Source organism: Poriferisphaera corsica, from assembly GCF_007747445.1.
Taxonomy (GTDB): Bacteria; Planctomycetota; Phycisphaerae; order Phycisphaerales; family Phycisphaeraceae; genus Poriferisphaera; species Poriferisphaera corsica.
Genome location: NZ_CP036425.1, coordinates 3,494,043 through 3,514,333, shown reverse-complemented (window position 1 = coordinate 3,514,333; position 20,291 = coordinate 3,494,043). Strand labels below are relative to the sequence as shown.

The 20,291-nt window shown below is 50.6% G+C and carries 18 protein-coding genes; 4 read left to right on the top strand and 14 right to left on the bottom strand.

Annotated features, from left to right (window positions below):
- Nucleotides 1-3: 3 nt before the first annotated feature.
- Entirely contained in the window at nucleotides 4-1,449 is a 1,446-nt protein-coding gene (locus tag KS4_RS14370) for a hypothetical protein (RefSeq protein ID WP_145079592.1), read from the bottom strand.
- Nucleotides 1,450-1,645: 196 nt separating this feature from the next.
- Nucleotides 1,646-2,209, bottom strand: coding sequence for an elongation factor P (gene efp / locus KS4_RS14365; RefSeq protein ID WP_200761296.1), 564 nt, complete (start codon nucleotides 2,207-2,209; stop codon nucleotides 1,646-1,648).
- A 403-nt stretch (nucleotides 2,210-2,612) separates the two neighbouring features.
- Here efp and KS4_RS14360 point away from each other — a divergent pair, with 403 nt between their 5' ends.
- A complete protein-coding gene (locus KS4_RS14360) occupies nucleotides 2,613-3,266 on the top strand; it encodes a 5-formyltetrahydrofolate cyclo-ligase (RefSeq protein WP_145079585.1) in 654 nt (217 codons plus the stop codon).
- Nucleotides 3,267-3,528: 262 nt separating this feature from the next.
- Nucleotides 3,529-4,155: an amino acid kinase family protein gene (locus tag KS4_RS14355; protein ID WP_145079582.1), complete on the top strand. Its 627-nt coding sequence runs from the start codon at nucleotides 3,529-3,531 to the stop codon at nucleotides 4,153-4,155.
- 80 nt (nucleotides 4,156-4,235) lie between these two features.
- Here KS4_RS14355 and KS4_RS14350 read toward each other — a convergent pair whose 3' ends face one another.
- From KS4_RS14350 to rpsB, 8 genes are all read right to left on the bottom strand, one after another.
- Nucleotides 4,236-4,997, bottom strand: coding sequence for a class I SAM-dependent methyltransferase (locus KS4_RS14350; RefSeq protein ID WP_145079579.1), 762 nt, complete (start codon nucleotides 4,995-4,997; stop codon nucleotides 4,236-4,238).
- 28 nt (nucleotides 4,998-5,025) lie between these two features.
- Nucleotides 5,026-6,300 (bottom strand): tRNA pseudouridine(13) synthase TruD, encoded by a 1,275-nt coding sequence (truD, locus tag KS4_RS14345; protein WP_145079576.1) that lies wholly within the window; start codon nucleotides 6,298-6,300, stop codon nucleotides 5,026-5,028.
- Nucleotides 6,301-6,376: 76 nt separating this feature from the next.
- Entirely contained in the window at nucleotides 6,377-7,261 is an 885-nt protein-coding gene (gene ilvE, locus KS4_RS14340; RefSeq protein WP_145081714.1) for a branched-chain-amino-acid transaminase, read from the bottom strand.
- 439 nt (nucleotides 7,262-7,700) lie between these two features.
- Nucleotides 7,701-8,414, bottom strand: a complete 714-nt coding sequence (locus KS4_RS14335; RefSeq protein WP_145079573.1) for a hypothetical protein — start codon at nucleotides 8,412-8,414, stop codon at nucleotides 7,701-7,703.
- 204 nt (nucleotides 8,415-8,618) lie between these two features.
- Complete coding sequence (locus KS4_RS14330) at nucleotides 8,619-9,335, bottom strand: hypothetical protein (protein WP_145079570.1); 717 nt, start codon at nucleotides 9,333-9,335, stop codon at nucleotides 8,619-8,621.
- Between the two features lie 72 nt (nucleotides 9,336-9,407).
- Nucleotides 9,408-10,622, bottom strand: coding sequence for an acyltransferase family protein (locus tag KS4_RS14325; protein WP_145079568.1), 1,215 nt, complete (start codon nucleotides 10,620-10,622; stop codon nucleotides 9,408-9,410).
- Nucleotides 10,623-10,772: 150 nt separating this feature from the next.
- On the bottom strand, nucleotides 10,773-11,576 hold the full coding sequence (gene tsf, locus KS4_RS14320; protein ID WP_145079565.1) for a translation elongation factor Ts: 804 nt from the start codon (nucleotides 11,574-11,576) through the stop codon (nucleotides 10,773-10,775).
- Between the two features lie 273 nt (nucleotides 11,577-11,849).
- Nucleotides 11,850-12,728, bottom strand: coding sequence for a 30S ribosomal protein S2 (gene rpsB, locus KS4_RS14315; RefSeq protein WP_145079562.1), 879 nt, complete (start codon nucleotides 12,726-12,728; stop codon nucleotides 11,850-11,852).
- Between the two features lie 417 nt (nucleotides 12,729-13,145).
- Between rpsB and KS4_RS17705 the strand changes: the two genes are divergently transcribed.
- Nucleotides 13,146-13,310, top strand: coding sequence for a hypothetical protein (locus KS4_RS17705; protein ID WP_200761295.1), 165 nt, complete (start codon nucleotides 13,146-13,148; stop codon nucleotides 13,308-13,310).
- Between the two features lie 180 nt (nucleotides 13,311-13,490).
- Here KS4_RS17705 and KS4_RS14310 read toward each other — a convergent pair whose 3' ends face one another.
- A complete protein-coding gene (locus tag KS4_RS14310) occupies nucleotides 13,491-14,237 on the bottom strand; it encodes an MOSC domain-containing protein (RefSeq protein ID WP_200761294.1) in 747 nt (248 codons plus the stop codon).
- Nucleotides 14,238-14,348: 111 nt separating this feature from the next.
- Here KS4_RS14310 and KS4_RS14305 point away from each other — a divergent pair, with 111 nt between their 5' ends.
- Nucleotides 14,349-14,717 carry a hypothetical protein gene (locus KS4_RS14305; RefSeq protein ID WP_200761293.1) on the top strand — a complete coding sequence of 123 codons (369 nt, stop codon included), beginning with the start codon at nucleotides 14,349-14,351 and terminating at the stop codon, nucleotides 14,715-14,717.
- A gap of 1,073 nt (nucleotides 14,718-15,790) precedes the next feature.
- On the opposite strand, the gene KS4_RS14300 is transcribed toward KS4_RS14305, so the two are convergent.
- Genes KS4_RS14300 through KS4_RS14290 form a run of 3 tightly spaced genes read right to left on the bottom strand, consistent with a single transcriptional unit; the run spans nucleotide 15,791 to nucleotide 20,280 of the window.
- Nucleotides 15,791-17,023 carry a glycosyltransferase family 4 protein gene (locus tag KS4_RS14300; RefSeq protein ID WP_145079553.1) on the bottom strand — a complete coding sequence of 411 codons (1,233 nt, stop codon included), beginning with the start codon at nucleotides 17,021-17,023 and terminating at the stop codon, nucleotides 15,791-15,793.
- Nucleotides 17,020-18,021 carry a GDP-mannose 4,6-dehydratase gene (locus tag KS4_RS14295; protein ID WP_200761292.1) on the bottom strand — a complete coding sequence of 334 codons (1,002 nt, stop codon included), beginning with the start codon at nucleotides 18,019-18,021 and terminating at the stop codon, nucleotides 17,020-17,022. Before KS4_RS14295 ends, KS4_RS14300 begins: the two co-directional genes overlap by 4 nt.
- A 33-nt stretch (nucleotides 18,022-18,054) precedes the next feature.
- Nucleotides 18,055-20,280, bottom strand: coding sequence for a polysaccharide biosynthesis tyrosine autokinase (locus KS4_RS14290; RefSeq protein WP_200761291.1), 2,226 nt, complete (start codon nucleotides 20,278-20,280; stop codon nucleotides 18,055-18,057).
- Between the last annotated feature and the right edge of the window lie 11 nt (nucleotides 20,281-20,291).

Sequence of the window (20,291 nt, the reverse complement as noted above, 5' to 3'; positions counted from 1 at the left end):
AAACTAATCATCCATAACAAACGGCATACTAATCGTCTGATAGATCGTCAGCGACGTGAACGATGACGAAGGCCCAAGATTCGTATCATAGTCCGGAATATTAATCAGCGCATCCCCCACATTCCCACACTTATCAATCAAAATATCACCAAAATATTCATGTGGGAAATTGGTTGGCCGTTTTGCAGGCATCTTCAATTCCGACTGCCGCGTGTTATAACCTTCTAGCACCCACGCCGCCGCCAGTGGCAACTGCTTAATACGATCCAGCTCTTCCCATGAACCGAAAAATTCCGAATAAGCCGGCTCATGATCCCCAATCACAATCATGAAATCAGAATTGGTCGGATCCTGATTGCGCCATGGTGTAAAGATCCCAGGGAACTTCGGCAATGTCGTAACCGAACTATTCAGAGAATAGACTGGCGTTAAATACTGAATAAACGGCCCTGATGGTTTAACATAAATTCTCGACTCCTCTGCCACCGCAATCCGCATCCGATCAATCGTATTTTCAATCGCACCAAACGATGCTGTCTGTAAGTCACGCACAACATTTTGCAACGTCTTTAAATATTTCCCACCCAATGCCATTGGCTTGATCGGATCAGGTGCAGGTCGATCGCTATGGTATGGCGTGTGTATGTAATCCAAGAACCTGACTTGTCGTGAATCCAACTCAAACGATTTTTTCACCACCGGAATGTTGTCACGAAAATGCCGGGTCGCAGCACAAAATAGCTCCGAATAAAACGTCCATCCCGCAGGCAATGTCGTGTGATACGTCTTCAATGGTGATGGCGAATCCGGATTCGCTGATGTATCAATCAACAAGTCATGAGGAATTGCGTCAATATCCATTCCCATTGATTCAATTAGCGAAATCGGCGCGAACGTCACGATAAATGATCCTGCCGTCTGGTGTGCGCTCGCTTGTTTAATCAGCAACGCAAAGTCTGCAAGCATCTGTATATTTACCGCCGTATCACCATCAAAATCATAGTCCTTCGCATTGCTATCCGAACGGAACGTCGGTGTGTCCGGCGATAAAAACAGCAACGTGACATCCCCCGATGTCACAGGCATGTTGTGGGTCGGATTAGTCGTCCTTGATGCCAATAACGATCCTGGCCGCGATGTGTACTCCAGAAAATATGGCGATGGTGTCGTGAACGATGTCGACGGCGCAACATAATGCAGCTTTGCCTTACGATCCGCCGCTAACCTCAACGCCGTCTCCTCCGCCGCCACCGCGATCACCGGCAACTGGTTATCCAAATAGGTAAGTGAATCATACACCGCCTGCAAATGCTGCTCTGCCGCAGAATACGGTGAGATCATTGGCTTCTCAGGCTTCGACGCAGAGCTATCAGCCACTTCGTTTTCTTGCGCAGCCGCAGTCGTTAAAAGCGTAAGCAGGAACGTGATGAAGATCAGTGCGCGTTTCATGATGGGCCTCGTATGCAATTCTGGATCGTCGTACCCCGTTTTTATCGGTTATTTCCTCACCAACATGAAGACGCTCATATTTCAGGTAGCGATAAAAAAAGCGGTCTACGCACTGTAGGCCGCTTTCTTTTAGGTTTTTCGTTTTAAAGGTTTATGTCAACCATCGAAACAGTCAACACGCCCCTAATAAAGGGGGTTACTTCTGTGTGACCCGTGACATGTATTCACCTGTTGTCGTGGACACACGAACCACCTCACCCGTGTTCACAAAGTCAGGCACGCGTGTTTTCAAACCCGTCTCCAATGTTGCTTCTTTCATCACATTGGTCACGGTCGCATTCTTCACGCCCGGAGGTGTATCGGTGATTTCAAGATCAACCGCCGCAGGCAGCTCGATCGACAGAACATTGCCGTTATACACAAGACCCAAAATCTCCTGATTTGGCTTCGTGTACAGCAACGAATCGCCAAGCACATCCTTCGGGATTGTCGTCTGATCGTATGACTCAAGATCCATAAACACCGCACCCGCCGATTCGGAATATAAATACTCCATCGAGCGGCGATCAAGGTTTACACCCTCAACGTCTTCCGCAGTACGGAAACGTTTCTCAATATTTGAACCCGTCTGCAGGTTCTTCATCTTGGTCTGAACAAAAGCTGGGCCTTTGCCAGGTTTAACATGATCGATTTTGATGATCTGCCAGAGTTGGCCATCGACGATCAGTGCCATGCCGGGGCGGATGTCGTTTGCTTTCATGAGGTCATAAACTCCTGAGTGTATTTCGCGGGCATCGGCCCTCATTGTCAGTCTTAAAAATAATTTCACCCACCCGTCTCCATAATGAAGACCACCACATCCCATCAATCTCCATTCATGGCCAGCATGCAAGCTGTCCACCTCCCGGGGCTTCCGGGGGGATGGGATGCGGTATTGTTGCAGGAATTGCCCCTGATATCAATCCGCCCCTGTCCTCTCAGACCTCATTACTCATAGCCCATTGCTACAACCCCAGTACCACCGATGCGGGGGGCTTCTCACAGCCCACGTAAATGATCTCAGCCGATATAGATTCAAATGATATGCTCGATTTTCTCCCTATCATTGCCACATTTCAGCCCTCCAGGATGAGAGATCTCGCTCAATGCGGTAAAATAGGGTGATGAGTGAAAGAGATGATATTTTGGCCAACGCCGTCAGCCACACCAAAGATCAGGTTCGTGCAGCCGTACGTGAGGTTCGTAAAGAATTAAGCGATTCCGTCCGCCAGGCCGCCAGCAGCAAGATCAACGAAGCTGTTCTTGAGCAAAACGCGATCCAGCGTGCCGAGGTCATTTTCTGCTACATCGGTTACGGCAGTGAGGTCGACACGCTCCCCCTCATCGAGCAACTCCTCACTCTCGGTAAGAAAGTCTGTGTCCCCAAACTCGGCAACGCAAAAGGGATCGTCAAACCAGACGCGCCCATGAAAGTCGTTGAACTCGAATCCACCGACGTTCTCAAACCCTCCGATCAAGGCATCCTCGAGCCCCGCAAAGGTAAGCAATTCCTCGGCAGCCCCGATGTCACCATCACGCCATGCATCGCCGCCACACAATTCGGCGCTCGCCTCGGACAGGGTGGCGGATACTACGATAAATACTTCGACAAAAATCCGCTTACCATCCGCATCGCATTGGCCTTTGAATGCCAAATCCTCGCCGACCTTCCCGGCAACGATCATGACTGCGTCGTTGATCTCGTCATCACCGAAAACGCGCTCTATCAACGCGATGAAGTCGCCATCGATGAAGACAACCTTTGGGAAGAAACATAATCCCCCCCCCATACCCCACCCCACTCTCATCCCTCCCCATCGAACCACAACACCTCACCAACCGTATCAATCACGCGCCCTTTCGCTTTTGTGGCTAATCAGCAGTTATACAAGTCACATTGAGATGCACGTTTTTCTTCAAGCCTGCCACCGCCGGTGACAGGGTGTTTGGAATAGATGCGATCAGAAATCACAAACAACAAGTTTGAAAATGCGCGATAGTTAAACGATCAAACTTAGAAGTTTTCAGTTAGGCAGTTCCATGAGTTGTAAAGATGTACACGTTCTCAAAGTCGGCGGAAGTCTTCTTGATTTTCCCCAACTACTCCATGTGCTCGAACAATTCATCGCAACGACGAACGATACGAACTTCCTTCTCGTCGTTGGCGGCGCGCGTTCCGCAGACGCAGTCCGAATCATCGACAAAAACTTCGGCCTCGACGAGCAACGTGCCCACTGGCTTGCTGTCCGAGGCATGTCCCTCAACGCCTACCTGCTCGCAGAAATCCTGAATAACGCCATCCTTGTTCACAACATCAATGAATGCGCCCCTGTTTGGCAGAACAATCGTCTCGCCATCGTTGAGCCTATTGCTTGGTTAGAGTACGAAGAAATCCACGGCTTCCCTGTCGAACATTGTTGGCAATTCACCAGCGATTCCATCTCAGCTCATATCGCAGCTCAACTAAATGCCCCGCGTCTCACCCTCCTCAAATCAACGCTCCCCGACGAACCGCTCGGCTGCCCCGAAGCTGCCGCCGCCATCGGCCTCGTTGATGGCAAGTTCCCCGAGGCTATCCGTAACCTTCAGTCCGTCACACTCATCAACGCCCGCGATGCATCTCTCCCCGCCATGCCCCTCGAAACACAAATTCAGATCCACGCTTAATCCCCCCCTCCTTCCCCCTCAGCCGCCTTCACTTCCCCTCTTTTTCTTTTTCTTCTGTATACACACGCACAGTCAATCGACTACAACTCAACCTTCTTCACCGCCACCGCTAAATGTGTCAGCGGTTTGCTCTCTGTTGGCAATTTCACACGAAACGCCATCGGCAGCAAACCATGATCTACCAAACTCTTCATGATGTTCTTGTAATGCTCGAAATAACGAGTCGGAATCTGTAGTTGTCCATCAATCACTTCCGCATCCGAATACTTGTCCGCATCCGCCGTCACAAAATAAGTCCGTTTCCCATACAGCTTCCCAAACTGCTCTTGGAATTCTTTCCGCAATATCGGCGTTGCCATCGTATAAATAATCCCAATCCCCTCCTTAGTAAGTGCCTCATGAACAGACTCAATAAAAGCGTCCCGATCCTCCTCATCCGTCAAGCAGTGCAAGCATAGCCCATCTACCACCAGATCATATTTCCCCGCATGTTTCGCCGCTAAATCCGTCACGTCCCCCGTCTGAAACGTAATCCCCTTAACGTCCGTCTGCGCTTTCGCCAGCTTAATCGCTGTCTTGCTCACATCAATCCCATGCCCCAAACTTCCAAACCGCCCGCATAAATATCGCAGTAATTGCCCCGTACCGCACCCAAGCTCTAATAGACGCTTAGGCTCATGAATCACTCCGTCCTCACAAAGATCATCCAGAAATCGAACATACGCCTTCTCGATCGCAGGCTGCCCAATATGCTCATTCCACGTCTTGGATTCCTTCGCCTCAATCTGTCGATACACCCCCTCATGCGCACAGTATGCTGGCACTTCATTCGTTTTTGCCATGTCAAAGACTCCGGATCAATATGATGAGTTATATTTTCATAATCTCATCTAAAATATTCGTCGCAAACGCGCCACGCGGCAAGTCAAAAGCCAAACGAATATAATTCCCATGCTCATCGCAACCGCCATCCATATCCAGATTTTTCATCTCAATACGCAGCGGCCTTCTCGCCCCATCAATTGAAATCTTCCGGTCATGCGCCACCATCTGTTCCGGCGTCAATTGCTGTCTATTCAGCGCTTCGAGTTCTAATTCCCCAACCACACCTTCCGCCTGAGTCATATTGGCCCCCCACATTGGCCCGGACGGCGAAATCTCAAACGAGCTAATTCGGCCACCTTCACCATTTTCTAGTGCCGCCGTTGCTTCATCCACCGCAAATACCGCGCGGTTCCCATGAATAAACGCCAAATCACCAGCCATCAACCGATTAAACGTGCCATCACCTACACGTCGCTCCACCACATCATTAAACGCCGCCGACTGCACCGCCGATATCAGCAAATTGAGTTGTGTCGAATCCACCGCCAACACCGCACGTTCCGCCGACTTCCCTTGCCGCAGATTATCTACCAATTGCCGATCGAACCGTAGCGCCTTCGGCCACGCCTCAATCGCCGCATCCAAATCCCCGTCCCGATAATGCCCTCTCGCCACACGCAACTGCTCCGTATCCAGCTCCGTCCCATACCCCAGCATCTCATCCATAAACGCCTCATACTGCTTCGTCAAAAGCAGGTACCCCAGCGTATGCGAATTGTTCCGGTACCCAAACCGCTGCATCCCAAACCGGTTCGGCACGCCTTGCTTCAATAGCACATCCAACGCTTTCTTAGCCCGCATGATCGCCGAAATCTCAATATCTCTAATCCGCACCACAAACCGGTTCCCCCCATGATGTCCTCTCCGCAGTTTATTCAAATGCCGATCATGCCAAAGCAGTGTCATATTCTTATGCAGCAGTAAATTTTGTAACCCCTCATCCTCCGTCCCCGTCTTAGGCAGATACACAGAAAAGTGTTGGCGTGTGATCGCATACTTATCCTTCAACCCCGCATACCCCACATCCGACTTCCGCACATGAAACGCCCGCGCAATCCGCCTCGCCACATCCAGCGTCGTCATCTCGCGCTTCTCAATAAACAAATACACATGCTCCCCCTCGCCACCTGCCTCATACAGCGGCAACTCCTCAACCAAAAAATCCTCTGGCCGCTGCTTAATCACGCCCCCTGTCCCCTCAATATCAGCCGTCAGATAACACGGTTCAGGCAACGGACTTTTCTTGTATGACTCATTCATGCACACATTGTATAAAAAGAACCCACACGCGTAGAGTGTGGGCGCTTAGAGGTATTTATACTTGTTTTTCCCTGATTTAATCCTCAGGGGCATCTTCAGCCACAAGCGACTGAAACGCCTCACGCAACCGCAACGTCATCTCGCCCGGCTCACCTCCCCCAATCACTCGGTTATCGATTTTCGTGACCGGTATGACTTCTGCCGCCGTACCCGTTAAGAAAATTTCCCCTGACGTGTACAAATCATGCTTCGTCAGGTTCTCCTCACGAAACGCAATCCCCAACTTCTTCGCAAGCTTGATGATCTCGTTCCGCGTCACCCCTTCTAAGATCCCAGCACTCGAAGGCGGCGTGATCAGCGTTAACTCGCCCAAATACTCTCGCACCACAAACAAGTTGTCCGCAGTGCATTCCGCCACAAACCCCTCATGATTTAGCATCACCGCTTCCAATACACCCGCATCAATCGCCTCAATCTTTGCCAGTACATTATTTAGATAGTTCATCGACTTAATGCGTGGCGACAGCGCGCATGGATGATTCCGAATCGTTGATGCCGTGATGATCTCCAACCCAGTTTCATACAACTCCGCCGGATACACCGAAATCTTATCAACGATAATAAACACGTTCGGCTTGCATTCCTTAAACGGATGAATCCCAAGCGTCCCCGCACCTCTCGTCACGCACAGCCGCACGTACCCATCCCGCTGCCCATTCGCATCAGCTGTCTGTCGCGTCGCTGCGTCCAACTCTTCTAGCGTGTACGGGATCTCCAGCCGGATCGAGTGCGCCGACTCATACAGCCGCTTCAAATGCGTCCCCGCCTTGAATACCCGCCCGTTGTATAGCCGTATTCCTTCAAACACGCCATCCCCATATAGCAGACCATGATCGTAAACCGATACAGTCGCCTGATCCGCCGGCACAAGCTTCCCATTTAGCCAAATCTGTCGTGTCACGTTACACGTATCGGCCGAAACCGCCTCACGGCTTTGTACACCGCCAAGCTCCGGCGCCGAGCAAGCCACTTCCGGGGGGGATTGTGTGATCATCTGATCCACCTCTTCTTCTGATTCAAACTGATGTTATTGGCATGTTTCGGCTATTTGCCGCATCTAATAGACGTTTGTCAGGCTGAAATCTGTTTTTCGAGCAATCCCAATCTTTGATAACTCGCCGTAACTTGCCCAACATACGCCTGTTTAAATGCAGCATAATGCGAAACACGTAAAAGCAGTATAATTCAAAAAGAGATGAAAATACTTCGCAACAAGCTCAAAACTAGCTTTAAAGGGAACAATTATACCTATAATCATTATATAATTTTAACTGTACCGGTATGGCTGTACGAATATTGTACTGGTGGGGTCTTTCTCTGTCCCAATAATCACGCTTCGCCTACTTCACTCTTGGCGGTGTCATCGCCTGGTAAAAATATACCGCAAAATCTTCCGTCGCTTCGCTTACCGCTGCCAAATATGCCGCATGATGCGACTCATCGCGTGTATCCCCAACTTTCTCATCAACCCGCAACATCGTCAGCGTATTGATCGCCAGCCTGACCTCACTCTCAGGATCAATCAGCCGCCATTCAGTCCGTATCGCAGGCTTTGCTTCGCCTCCTAATAATGCTTGGAACATCATCGTAATCTTCACATCAATCGCAGCTGCCAGCCGATGTCGCTGGATAAATTGCTGCACATGCTGCGGATTCTCATCATGCACCGTCGGGATCGCTTGCCGATACGTCACCATTGGCCCAAGCTGAGTCGACAATTCTTCACGCATCTGCATCACCATCCGATCATCCAGCACGCCCATCGCCTCGGCCTGTCCAGACGTCGGCCGATTGTCATTCATATCCACTAAATTTGATGCCCCCCCCGCCGCCAACTTCTTCGCCTGTCTTGATGTATGCACACCATAAATATCATTCGTCTCCGGATCGCCCGCATGCAGAATCGTCACATTCGCCAACGATATCGGCGACTTTTTCGTCAATAGCGGCCTCGTAAACTGCGTATCGTTCTCCGCAATCCCATGCGGCATCGTGCAGCCAGCAATACCAATCATCATCAAGCAAATGCACACCCATAGACATGATTTCAACATGATATCTCCTGATCTAGAATCAAGATCAGTGTACGTCCCCCCATCCCTTCATGATATAAGTATCCCCCCCACACACACCAATATCCATATATTCTTCAAGCCCGCGCCCGCCGGTTGCAGGGTGTCTTGCAATCTCTCGTCACTTGCATGCAACCACTCCCTCTCCCCTCTCCACACACCTCAACGCACACATCTTTACTTACCCTACTCTTTTTGCTCTTGCAGCGCCTCATAAAGGAAAATCGCAAAATCCTCCGTCGCCTCACGGATCGTATTCAGGTAGTACGTATGATGCTCTATCTCCCGCGTATCCTCCACCCGATGCATTTCAGGCAACATGTTCTCTGTATGAATCACTAACTTCGCTTTCCCGTCCGTATCATAAATCGTCCACTTGCCACGCACGACCGATTCGTAATCAAACATGCTCACATATTTCTGTGTGAAACTGAAATCCACCACCAACCCCGACGCAAGCCGATGTCCCGTGATCGCATACTTAATTTTTTTGCGTTGATGCAAACCCTTTGCCGGAGCGATTGCTTGATACGTAAGCAGTGGCGGCACCTCTATCCCTAGGTTAGATACAAGCTGCCGTCTCACTTTCTCGTCCAGTATCCGTACCGCATGCCTCTGTTCTTCCGTAGGAATATTCCACTTCATAGTCGCTTCTACGCCCATGCCAACCAACAAACCAATCACCCCATTTTGCTCAGCAGTCCGCGCGTTTGCCTGCAGCATCTGCTTCTCTTCATAATTCCCATCATGCGCTACGCTATAGCTAACCAAGCCGATACTTGTCTTATTTTCCGCCATCACCTGCGTAAACTTCACATCATTTTTCGCAATCCCATGCGATGTCGTACAACCCGCACCTGCAAAAGCGATAAGAATGATCACCAGAATTAGATTTAATCTCATCATGCACTCCTGATCGTATGCTGTAATAGTTATAAGGAATGCATCAAAAAATGTAAATACCGAGAGCGGTCTCTATTTCGTAGGCCGAGTTAAACGGCGAGCCAGTTTGTGCGATGGTTTCTCAACCAATTGGTAGAGCAATTCAGTTAACAAAAACGAGACCGCAATACCCAATATGGTGACCGCAAATAATGAAAATGAACCCGCATACGCATCAATGTCCTGGATCTTCAAAACCTTTGTAAAAATAATGCGGCCCACAATGGAGATCACTGCAAGATGGATTAAATACAAACTGTAAGAACGATCACCAATCTTATCTAAGAGATGTACCGTGAAATGCTTCAGCCCCTTTCTGCTTGCCCCGCGATTCTCGTCTTCTCGGATCAGCAAATAAGCGATTAAATAAAACGAGGCTATCGCAATCGGAATATTGATGATATAGACATAAAATTGATCACGCCATATCTCACTCAATGCGATCGGAACAGCAATCAAACCAATAGATAGGATTAATAATTGTTTACTGTTTTTGATCAAAGGCAGCGTTTGGTAACTCAGCTTCTTCGTACACCATAATTCCGCAAGATATGCGCCCAGCATCCATTCCCCGAAACGCGCCACCGCAAAATCACGCGGCTGTATATAGCTTGGTAATTCAGAACCAGACAGAAAAAGAAAATGATGCGCGACATAGTAGATAATCGTTACACCCAATGTCACCTGAGTGACCCGCTTAACACCAAGCCGTACGATCAATGGGTAACAAATCGCATAAAGAAAATATAGATGAATCTCCGCCGCCAATGACCAGAACGGCCCAACACTATACGATTCACCTTTCACCGGATTAAACTCGTTGTACCACAAAAACACATGGCCGATGATCGATTTGATTCCGCCTTGGAATTGGTTATTCAACATCAACATACCAATCAAACCGAAACACACGATGAAATATGTCGGATACAGCCGGACCAGTCTACGGATCGTGTACTTTTTTAGATTCAATTTTGTAGCTTGTGACCTGGCTTGGGGTAAATGAATGCACAGTCCACTAATCACAAAAAACAAAGTCACGCCAGTCCAACCATAAGTCGTTGTTACGCGCGAAATCCCTTGCCATGCAGTATCGTAAGTTGGCTCAGCTCGCAGAAAATACCCATTCGCATGGTGTATCAAGACAACCAACGCGCCAATCGCTCGGACGATATTGATCGTGAGTGACTTGGTCGCTGTGCTGGTTGTTGGGATATTGGCCGGGGTCGCGGCAACGGTCTCTGGCATACAGGAATCTTGCTTAAATTTCAGAAGAATGCAATACGATTTAATGAATTGTCGCGATATAAATGCACATTTTTACATTTTCTAGCTTACAACTAAAAAAGCCCGTGCAAACATGCACGGGCTGTTAATTTTATGTCATATCAGTCGGTCTTAGCCGCCGATCTGGTAGCGAACGAACTGCTTGATGCTCACGCCAGCAGGAAGGATATCCTTGATCTGCTTCTTGTCGTCTTTGACGAACTTCTGACGTGTCAGTGTGACTTCGTCCAAGTACTTGCGGATCTTGCCTTCGACCATTTTCTCAGCAATCGCTTCTGGCTTGCCAGACTCAATCGCTTGTGCCTTCGCAATTTCGCGTTCCTTCTCGATGATGTCCGCAGGAATCTCGTCTTCGTTCACGCCAAGCGGGGCAGGGCTGATCGCGGAGATGTGCATGCAGAGATCTTTGAGCAAATCGTCGGATGCTTCGCCTTCAAGTTCGACGAGGACGCCGATCTTGCCGGTGAAGTGAAGGTATGAGCCGATGGTTGCGTTGCCGCCGCCAAGGACTTTGCCTTTGCCGAACTGTGCGTTCTCTTTGGTCGTGACGCGGATGTCGTCGATCAATGTTTGCATTGAATCGTTAACGACCACTTCGCCAGCGTCGTTCTTGAGTGCTTCATTCGCAATGATCTGCACTTTTTCGATGAACATATCGTTGTTTGCGGTGAAGTCGGTTTCAGTGTTCACGAGGACGATCGCGCCCTTGCTGCCTTCGACAGCGATTGCGATTTTGCCTTCAGCAGACTCGCGGTCGGTACGACCGTCCATCTTGGCTAAACCCTTTTTACGGAGCAGTTCTTTGGCTGCTTCCATGTCGCCGTTGGTTTCGGTGAGGGCTTTCTTGGCTTCCATCATACCCAGGCCAGAAGCCTTGCGGAGTGCCATTACGTCCTTGGCGGTGATTGTCGCCATGGTAATCTCCTTGGAGAAAACGAGGTTGGATTCTTGTTCATGTCATCGGCCTTGCAGAATGCAATGGCCGAATTGATTGTACGGTGTTGTTGTGATGAGTTTGTGAGCTTGCCCGCATCGTGTCATTAAAGCTGATGCTCGCAATCAACTGAGTTTTTCAGAGGATGCGGAGATGTGGGTGTGGGGATGATAGGAGGGGGTGAGTGGAAAATAGGGGGGGTGGGGTAAACAAATCCGGCTGCCATTGGGCAACCGGATTGTATGTGTCGTTGATTATTCAGCTTTTTCAGCTGGTGCAGGTGCTGCTTCCGCAGGCTTCGCTTCAACTGGCTTCTCTTCGACCGGCTTTGCCTCAACTGGCTTTGCTTCAGCAGGCTTGTCGCCAGAAGCAGATGCTGAGAACTGTGCACGGTTTGAGCGGCGGCGTGGCTTCGGAGCATCGCCCGAATCTTTGCCTTCCTTCTGAGCGACGCGGTTGCTCTTGCCTTCCGCGACTGCTGCACAAAGTGAAGTGACAACCACTTCGATCGCACGCATCGCATCATCGTTACCCGGGATGGGGATGTCTGCGTAATCTGGATCGCTGTCGGTGTCGATGAGGCAGATCGTTGGGATGCCAAGTTTGCGGGCTTCCTTGACTGCGTTGTGCTCGGTGCTTGGGTCGATGACGATCATCGCGCCGGGCAGCTTGTTCATGTTACGGATACCTTCGAGGTTGCGAAGGATCTTTGATTTCTCACGGCGAAGCTGTGACTCCATTTTCTTGGAGTAGTTCGCGATGTCGCCTGACTCTTCGATACGCTCGAGTTCTTCGAGACGTTTCAGACGCTCACGGATGGTACGGAAGTTGGTGAGCGTGCCGCCGAGCCAACGTTCAGTGACCCAGTGCATTTCGACATCGCTGACGTGCTTCTGAAGTGAACCGCGAGCTTGACGCTTGGTACCTACGAAGAGGACGTCTCTGCCGGAGGAAACGGTTTTGGTGATGAATTTACGAGCGAGAAGAAGACCTTTGATGGTTTCCTTGACGTCGATGATATGGATCTTGTTACGCTTGCCGTAGATGTACGGCGCCATTTTTGGGTTCCAGTGCGTTGCACGGTGTCCGAAATGGACGCCTGCTTCGACGAGATCCTTGACGAGTGATGCCATCTAAAAAACTCCTTGGTAGGGGCCCTCGCAATCAGCTTACTTATATGGAGCTGATTAACCTGTGCTACCGGGTAAATAAGGGCGTTATAAGGTTAAAAGATCGCGGCCGAGTACCCTTGGGATGGCATCATGCACGTCCTAAAGAAGGGTTTGAATCGGTCTGCCGATCATCCAAAACAATGTTATTGAGCCGGTTAATATGCAATCCATGCCTATTAACAGCAATGACAGCCGCTGCCGCGAGGCATTGGCCGAACGCTAATTGTAGCAGTCAGGACGTGGGCTGCAACTTGAGGGGGGGCGAATTGAAGAGGAGGGGGGCGTGATGAACGCGCACAAAATGAAAAATCAAAAAGTGAAAATGGGTTAGAAAATCAAAAGGCTAAATGATTGAAATAGTTAAATAAGAGGTTGTTAATGTTAAAAATGTTTTGCTTGATCGGAGATGAGGCGGGTTTGAAGTGGATGAGCGGTGCGTTTGTGCGCGCGTTTTTGGTGAAATGGGTGTTTGCGGGTGTCAATGAGGTCAATTATGGGGTGGAATTCGCGCGTTTTGGACACGAATCGGGCAGCTTTGGATGAAAAATGGTGAGAAATTGGGGGTAAATTGGTGAGATTTTTGGTTTTGTGCGCGCGGATTGGCGTGAGAAGGTGGCTGATCGGAGAAAGAATTGGGAGATGGGATGTATTCGATGGAAAGTGGTATGGGGCGAATCATTGGGAGGATTAGGGGGGGAATGAAGGCGGATGGGGATGGGGAGGTTAGTCGATGTTTGGGCCGTGGGTGCGAGGGGTGGTGTCGTGGTTGTGGTGGAGAGAGTGTGCGGGGGATGTGTGCTTTTTTGCGAAGCGATCACGAAGGTATGGGGGGAGATGGGGGCAGTCGGCGAGCTGGGCGTATTCGGGGCGGTTGGGGGTGGAGTCGTATTTGAGGCGGGCGATGGTGTCGATTGACCAGTCGGGGCAGGGGCGATCGATGAGTGTGAGAGTGTCGGATGGGGAGATGGTTCCGGTTTGTAGGACGCGGGCGTACCAGCCGGCGAAGCCGGTGTTTTGGACTTGTATGGCGAGGTTTTTGATTTTCCAGCGGCGAGCGAGTTTCCAGCAGGGTGGTCGGGGTTGAGATGCTTGGATGATGGTTGAGCCGAGGGTGAAGGTGTCGCCGATGTGGACGCGTGATTCGGTGAAGTGGGGGATGGTGAGGTTTTCGCCGAAGGCGCCGTAGGGGAGTGTGGGGAGGTTGAGTTGTTTGCGCCAGTATGGGTAGTGATCGGCGGGGTAGATTAGGAGTGCGCGATGGGGGCCGCCGTGGTTTTTGAGGTCGGCTTGCGCGTCGCCGAGGAGGTTGTTTTCGTTGAGTTGGATGGTTTGGTTGACGGGCTGCTTGTGGATGGCGGAGGTCCAAGGTTTATCGTGCCATATGGTTGCGGAGTTGGAGCCTTTGGTGGTGGGTTTGCCGACGAAGATGGCGAGGAGTTGTGCAGATTGTTGTTGAAAGTGAACAGGCATGAAATGATTATATGATGAAGGGAGTTGTATCAGTATGGCAATTTGTTGCACGAGGTGGATACTGTGTTGGGATAAGTAGAAGGGGGTAGGGAATATGGAGCTTGTGTTGTTATGAATGAAATGAATGATGGGCCAAGACGGGATCGGCATACGGGTGAGCTTTGTCCGAAATGCGGAACGAAGACGGCGATGCATACGAAGAAGCAATACAACCATAATCATCCATTGGGTGTGAGGGAGTGTAGTGAGTGTGGATTGGTGTGGGCGCCGCGGATTCAGTTTATGGGCAAGTTGTGGCTGGTGGTGTTGGGGAGTGTGTTGTTGTATTTGGTGTTGTTGGTTTTTGTGACGGGGTTTTTTAGTGGTGTGATTTCGATTACGTATTTGCTGTCGTTGCCGTTTGTTGTGATTGCGTTGTTGGTGTTGCAGATTTTGAATCCGCCGGTGTGGGGAGAAAAGAAGGAAAGTGCGAGTGGTTAGAGCGTTTTGCGAAATTACCTGAATCGTTGACCAAAGGGTCGTTTCGTAAAGGGTACCTATTACAAGAGTTGGCTGCTGAATTCTGAATAATCGGATGTTCCAGATAATCACGCAACTTGCTCTAGTGTTGGAAATGCGTGGGAATGGCGGTTTGATGGCTGGGGAATTTTGAGGGGGGAAAGATATACGGTGATTGTGGTGTGATCCCGCCTATTGGCTGGTTAGATATGAAGTCAATATTGAGATTGAGGGCGAGGGATTGTTGGGTTGTAGTACACCCCACAACCGACGGTCGTGAGCTTGTGGGGATTGATATACATTGAGTCGTTCGTTCGGATGATTGTTGCGCGGGATGTCAGGGGTGGGTTTGGAAATTTGATGAGACGAAACAGGGGGGGAAGGGCGCAAGAAAAAACAGGCTCGGTGTACTGTTTGGATACAACGAGCCTGTTTGATCTATCTACACAGCAGGTTGAAGTAGCCAGTTATCTAGCCCGTTAGGTACACTCGCGTGGTGTACGTAGCGGCTGACTGCGAGCGTGCTAGCTTCGTCCGCTATCAGAAAAAGGGCTGCGAGCCTGCTGGAATTTCAAGTTTCTAAAAGCGATTACGTGAATGCCTATGCGTTGAATAGTAGGTTGTTGGCGTTTGGTTAACGCGTTGTTGTACGCCTACTGCGGCTGATGTTGTATCAAGCCTTGCGATGCATTACGTAATCTACTTTTGTACCGTTTTCGATACTGCTAAATCCTAGGTGTGGGATACATAGAAGTCATCTCACAGAATGAGATAGTACAAACGGTGTGCCAAAGTGAATGATGGGATATTGAGGCGTAAAGGGGCGTCTTAATGATTGGAGTATGACTATTGCGACAGGCTGATTTTCAAGATGAAAGAGGAAGGGGTCATGTTGCGAGCAGCATGGGTCTTTATGCGGGGGGTAATAAGGATTACGGTATGCGGATTTGAGCGGATCGTGAAGATTGGTTGCAGGCAGAGGGGAATGAATTGTAAGACACCCCATGACCGGCGGTCATGGGCTTGTTTCGCTTGGTTTGAAATATGGAGGGGATTTAGGCGTCGGCTTGTGCGGGGATGGGTTCTTCGTCGGGTTGTGCGGCGTCTTGTTCTTGTTTGATTTTGTCGAGTAGTGCGAGTTTGTGGCCGTGTTTGTAGGAGGTGACGAGGATGAAGCCGTAGATGAAGAAAGCGACGGCGAGCATGAATCGCCAAGGGAATTCTAGAGCGACCATCGTGCAACCGATGACGGCGAAGAGGATGGCGATGGCGTACATGCAGAAGACTGATTTTTTGACGGAGAGGCCTGAGCGACGGAAGAGGTGGTGCATGTGTTCGTTGTCAGGAGACATGATGGGCTTGCCACGCATTTTACGTCGGAAGATGGCGAGTGATGTGTCTGTGATGGGTAGTGCGAAGATGATGAGTGCGGCGGTGACGAGCTTGAGGGATTCTGTGCCGGTTTTTGAGAATAGGAGTATGGTTGAGATGCAGAGGAAGCCGAGGAGGAGTGAGCCGGCGTCGCCCATGAAGATGGATGCGGGGTTGAAGTTGTAGGGTAGGTAGCCGAGTGTTGCGCCGAGGATGGCGAGACACATGACGAGGATGAGAGAGAATTCGAATGAATCGTTGGCGGCGAGAGCGGCGAGGACGAGGAAGCCGAGTGAGGCGATGGCGGTGACGCCACCAGCGAGGCCGTCGAGACCGTCGATGAGGTTGAGCGCGTTGCAACCGCCAACGACGAAGATGGCGATGACGGCGGTGCCGAGGATGTAGTAGAGGAGATCGGAGCCTGGGAAGGCGGGGATTTCGAAGATTTTGCTGATGTTTTCGATGAGCTCGATGCCGATTTTCTGGTGAGCGAGTGCGGCGGCGGCGAAGAGTTGTCCGCCGACTTTAACGCGAGGCGAGATACCGTAGACATCGTCGAAGAGGCCGGTGAGTGTGATGGCGAGTGCGCCGAGTACGATGCTGATGAGCATGAAGAAGTCGAGGTGGTTGTTGCCGTCGTGTCCGCTGGCGATATAGCAATAGGCGATGCCGGCGAACCATCCGAAGAAGATGCCGATGCCGCCGAGGTATGCGATGGGTTCGATGTGGTTTTTGCGGTGTAGATCGGGCCAATCAACGATGCCGTTTTTGATGGCGAGCATGCGCATGATGGGCGTTGCAATAAATGCGCCGATAAAGGCGATGAAGAAAACGCCCATGAAGGGCTTAATTGTGGTGAGCACGGTTTGTGTGGTCCCCACATTAAGATCGGATTGTGCCAATTGGAGTAGGCTCAACAGTTATCCTTTGCGTCGACGAGTTCGGATTCGAGTGCTTGTTGCTCGAGTTTGACGAGTTCGGTGATGGTTTGAGTGAGTGTGTATTTCGGGTTGAAGTTGATTGCGGCTTTGACTTTTGAGTTGTCGGGAAGACGGTGCATGGGGTCTTCGAAGTTCTTGCCGTAGATGTCTTCGTAGGGGATATGTGTTTTGCCTTGATCGCTGCTTGCGATTTGGTTGGTGAGGTCAGCGAGATCATTGATTGTGATTTCGTGCGTTGAGCCGAGGTTGTAGACTTTGCCGTAGCAAGATTTGGTGGCCATGAGTTCGGTCATGGCGCGTGTGATGTCGCGGACATCGCAGAAAGCTCGGGTTTGTGAGCCGTCACCGAAGACGTTGATGGTTTGTTTGCGGACGGCGCGTTGGACGAAGTTGGGTACGACCATGCCGTACATGCCGACTTGTCTGGGGCCGATGGTGTTGAAGAGGCGGACGATGACGGATTTGAGATTTTTGCTGCGATGTAGGTCGATGGCGAGGTGTTCGTCGATGGCTTTGCTCATGCCGTAAGCCCAGCGTGAGGCGGTGGTGGGGCCGTAGACGAGTTCCATGTCTTCACGTAGTGGGAGGACAGGGCATTTGCCATAGACTTCGGAGGATGAGGTGACGAGTACGGCGGCATCGGTTGCAGCGGCGGCTTCGAGTACGAGCGTTGTGTCGTGGATGTTGGTCTGGATCATGCCAGTGGGGTCATCGACGACACGTTTTACGCCAACGGAAGCGGCGAGATGATAGACTTCGCAGACACCATCCATGATTGAAAGATCTTGGAAGGCATCGGCGACGTCCTGAACGATTAATTGACAACGATCATCAAGCAGATACTCGACATTTGAGCGTCGGCCGGTGGAGAGGTTGTCGATGAGGATCAGGTGCCTACCTTCGGCTTTGAGGCGTTCGGTGAGGTGCGATCCAATAAACCCAGCTCCACCCGTGATGATCGTTTTCGAGTTCAAAATCATATCCTTGCTTACTAACTAATGGATAGGTTAAGCGTTGCTGTCGGTTTGGTCCTGCATCGCGGAGACAGCGGCGGCGCGAGAGGCGTTGCCGCGTTCGTTTGCGGAGGCGCTGTAGCGGTGGAAAGCTTCGTAGTTCTTTTTGAAGTAACCGCCAGCGCTAGATTGGACGCCATTGAGGATGAGGCCGAGGAGTTCTGCACGGTTGCCACGCATTTTGTTTTGGAGTCGTTCGACCATGCCACGTTTGTCTTGAGCGGCGTGTACGACGATCGCAACTGCGTCAACGATCTTGCTGAGGATCTGGCTGTCAGATGTGAGGAGTAGTGGTGGTGCATCGATGATGACGTAGTCGTAACGTGCTTCGAGATTTGTGAGCAATTCGCGGAAGTCTTTAGATTCAAAGGCTTCTGGTGCGACAGTGGTGTTGCCGACGGGGACGAGGGCGGGCTCACTGTTGTTGCTGTCACAGATGATGTTTGAGAGGTCGCCGTGACCTGTGATGAGATCAGTCCAGCCGAGGTTTGAGTTTGTGTTGCAGAGGATGTGTTGGTTGGGTTTACGGATGTTTGCGTCGAGGATGACGACGTTTTTACCGTTCACAGAGAGGCTGGTTGCGATGTTGTGAATGTTAACGGAAGCGCCACTGCCGGGCTGAGCGGCAACGATCATGAGCGTTTTGTAGCCACTGCGTTCCATTTTACGGAGGATTGCGGTACGCGTTTGTCGGTAACTTTCCGCGATGAGGCTGGTTGGGTGGTTGAGTACGATGCGCTCAATCGGTGATTTAGATTGTTTGTCTTCGGTGGAAGAAGGAATGACGCTAAGAAGTTCTGCTCCGTTGATGAGTTTGACATCGCCGGGTGAGGAGATGTATTGGTTGAGAACTTCTTTGAGGAAAATGAGTCCAATGGCCGTACCAACGAGTAAGAAAGTGATGACGGGGACGATGACTGTGATTTTAGGTGAAACTAGGATTGGTGCGGTGACGCGTCCAATGGCTTGGACGCGGTCGAGGTCAGAGCGGTTGAGTGAGAGACGCAAGTCGTTGAGCGCTTGTTGGGTTTTCTCTTTGTTGAGCATTTCGGCATCACGCTGAGCGATGAGGTTCTGGTAGAACTGGATGTTAGAGCTGAGATCTGTGAGCTCTTTTTGTGCTCTGTCAAGATTTGGTCTGACTCCCGAGATTTGATTTGTGAAGGTTTCGATACCGTTTTGAGCTTCTGAGATTTTCGCGGCCTGAATGTCGCGAAGTCTTTGGTTGCGTTCACGGCTGAGTTTGTCGAGTGCCTCTTCGTAAAGATTTTGCTTATAGATAGAGGTTTGGTGATTTTTTGGATACATGCGAAGGTGAGCTTTGAGATCACTTTCGAGGGAGTTGAGCTGCTGTTGCATGCCCAGGATGATTGGGAGTTGATCGACGGCTTGCTCGTCTTCGGGAGGGAAGTTGTTGAGGTCGCCGCTTGACTGTTGAGCTACGAGGATGTCGTAGGTCTTTTTGGTCATAATGAGACTGGCTTCGAGTTGAACGAGTTGCTCGGTGTATTCTTTGACTTGAAGATCGATGCTGGATTGACGTTGAAGAACCACGTTCTTTTCAGAAGCGTAGGTCTGGATGTTGCGGTTGAGACGTTCGATGGCTTGTTCCGCGCGCTTCAGCTCTTCAACCAATGCGGCTTCAGCGAGGCGGCGATCGCCAACACTGGAGGTTTGAAGGCTTCTGAGGTAGGCGTCACGGACGGCGGCGACGATTTCTTTGCTGTCATCACCGTTTTTGGTGGAAGCGCTCAGCACAATGAGGAGGGAATCACGTGGGATGTATGTGCCGATGACTTCGTTTTTGAGCGACTTAACCATTTGGGGCTTCTTGTCGTTGAAGCTGAGGTACCAATCGGTTTTCTTGAGGTCTGGGTTGTTGAGAGCGCTAGCGAAGACGTCTTCAGATTGCATGCGCATGGATTGTGTTTGCATGTAGGCTTCGATCATGTTGATCTGGCCGGTGGAGAGGTCATCCATGCTGGCTTTACGTACGTCGACGTTGCCTGCTTGAACTTGGAAGACCTGTTTACTTTGCCATTTCGGAGCGGTTTTGTTCCAGATGAACCAGACACCGCCAGCGAAGATGGGGCTAAGTAAGCAAACGGGGATGATGAGCCAGAGGTACTGACGCAAAATCTTAACCGGATCAACCGGTTTAAATTTGTTCCCCAGAGGATTTGCGGCCGAGGCCGGAACGTTAGTGTTATTGTTGTTCATCACGGCATTGA

What these genes read in the sequence shown, in the direction of transcription:
- truD (WP_145079576.1), bottom strand. Translation starts at nt 6,300, where the DNA reads ATGAATGAGTCATACAAGAAAAGTCCGTTGCCTGAACCGTGTTATCTG.
- KS4_RS14330 (WP_145079570.1), bottom strand. Translation starts at nt 9,335, where the DNA reads ATGAGATTAAATCTAATTCTGGTGATCATTCTTATCGCTTTTGCAGGT.
- KS4_RS14370 (WP_145079592.1), bottom strand. Translation starts at nt 1,449, where the DNA reads ATGAAACGCGCACTGATCTTCATCACGTTCCTGCTTACGCTTTTAACG.
- efp (WP_200761296.1), bottom strand. Translation starts at nt 2,209, where the DNA reads ATGAAAGCAAACGACATCCGCCCCGGCATGGCACTGATCGTCGATGGC.
- KS4_RS14290 (WP_200761291.1), bottom strand. Translation starts at nt 20,280, where the DNA reads ATGAACAACAATAACACTAACGTTCCGGCCTCGGCCGCAAATCCTCTG.
- KS4_RS14360 (WP_145079585.1), top strand. Translation starts at nt 2,613, where the DNA reads ATGAGTGAAAGAGATGATATTTTGGCCAACGCCGTCAGCCACACCAAA.
- KS4_RS14335 (WP_145079573.1), bottom strand. Translation starts at nt 8,414, where the DNA reads ATGTTGAAATCATGTCTATGGGTGTGCATTTGCTTGATGATGATTGGT.
- KS4_RS14355 (WP_145079582.1), top strand. Translation starts at nt 3,529, where the DNA reads ATGAGTTGTAAAGATGTACACGTTCTCAAAGTCGGCGGAAGTCTTCTT.
- rpsB (WP_145079562.1), bottom strand. Translation starts at nt 12,728, where the DNA reads ATGGCATCACTCGTCAAGGATCTCGTCGAAGCAGGCGTCCATTTCGGA.
- KS4_RS14350 (WP_145079579.1), bottom strand. Translation starts at nt 4,997, where the DNA reads ATGGCAAAAACGAATGAAGTGCCAGCATACTGTGCGCATGAGGGGGTG.
- KS4_RS14325 (WP_145079568.1), bottom strand. Translation starts at nt 10,622, where the DNA reads ATGCCAGAGACCGTTGCCGCGACCCCGGCCAATATCCCAACAACCAGC.
- KS4_RS17705 (WP_200761295.1), top strand. Translation starts at nt 13,146, where the DNA reads ATGTTAAAAATGTTTTGCTTGATCGGAGATGAGGCGGGTTTGAAGTGG.
- tsf (WP_145079565.1), bottom strand. Translation starts at nt 11,576, where the DNA reads ATGGCGACAATCACCGCCAAGGACGTAATGGCACTCCGCAAGGCTTCT.
- KS4_RS14305 (WP_200761293.1), top strand. Translation starts at nt 14,349, where the DNA reads ATGAATGAAATGAATGATGGGCCAAGACGGGATCGGCATACGGGTGAG.
- KS4_RS14310 (WP_200761294.1), bottom strand. Translation starts at nt 14,237, where the DNA reads ATGCCTGTTCACTTTCAACAACAATCTGCACAACTCCTCGCCATCTTC.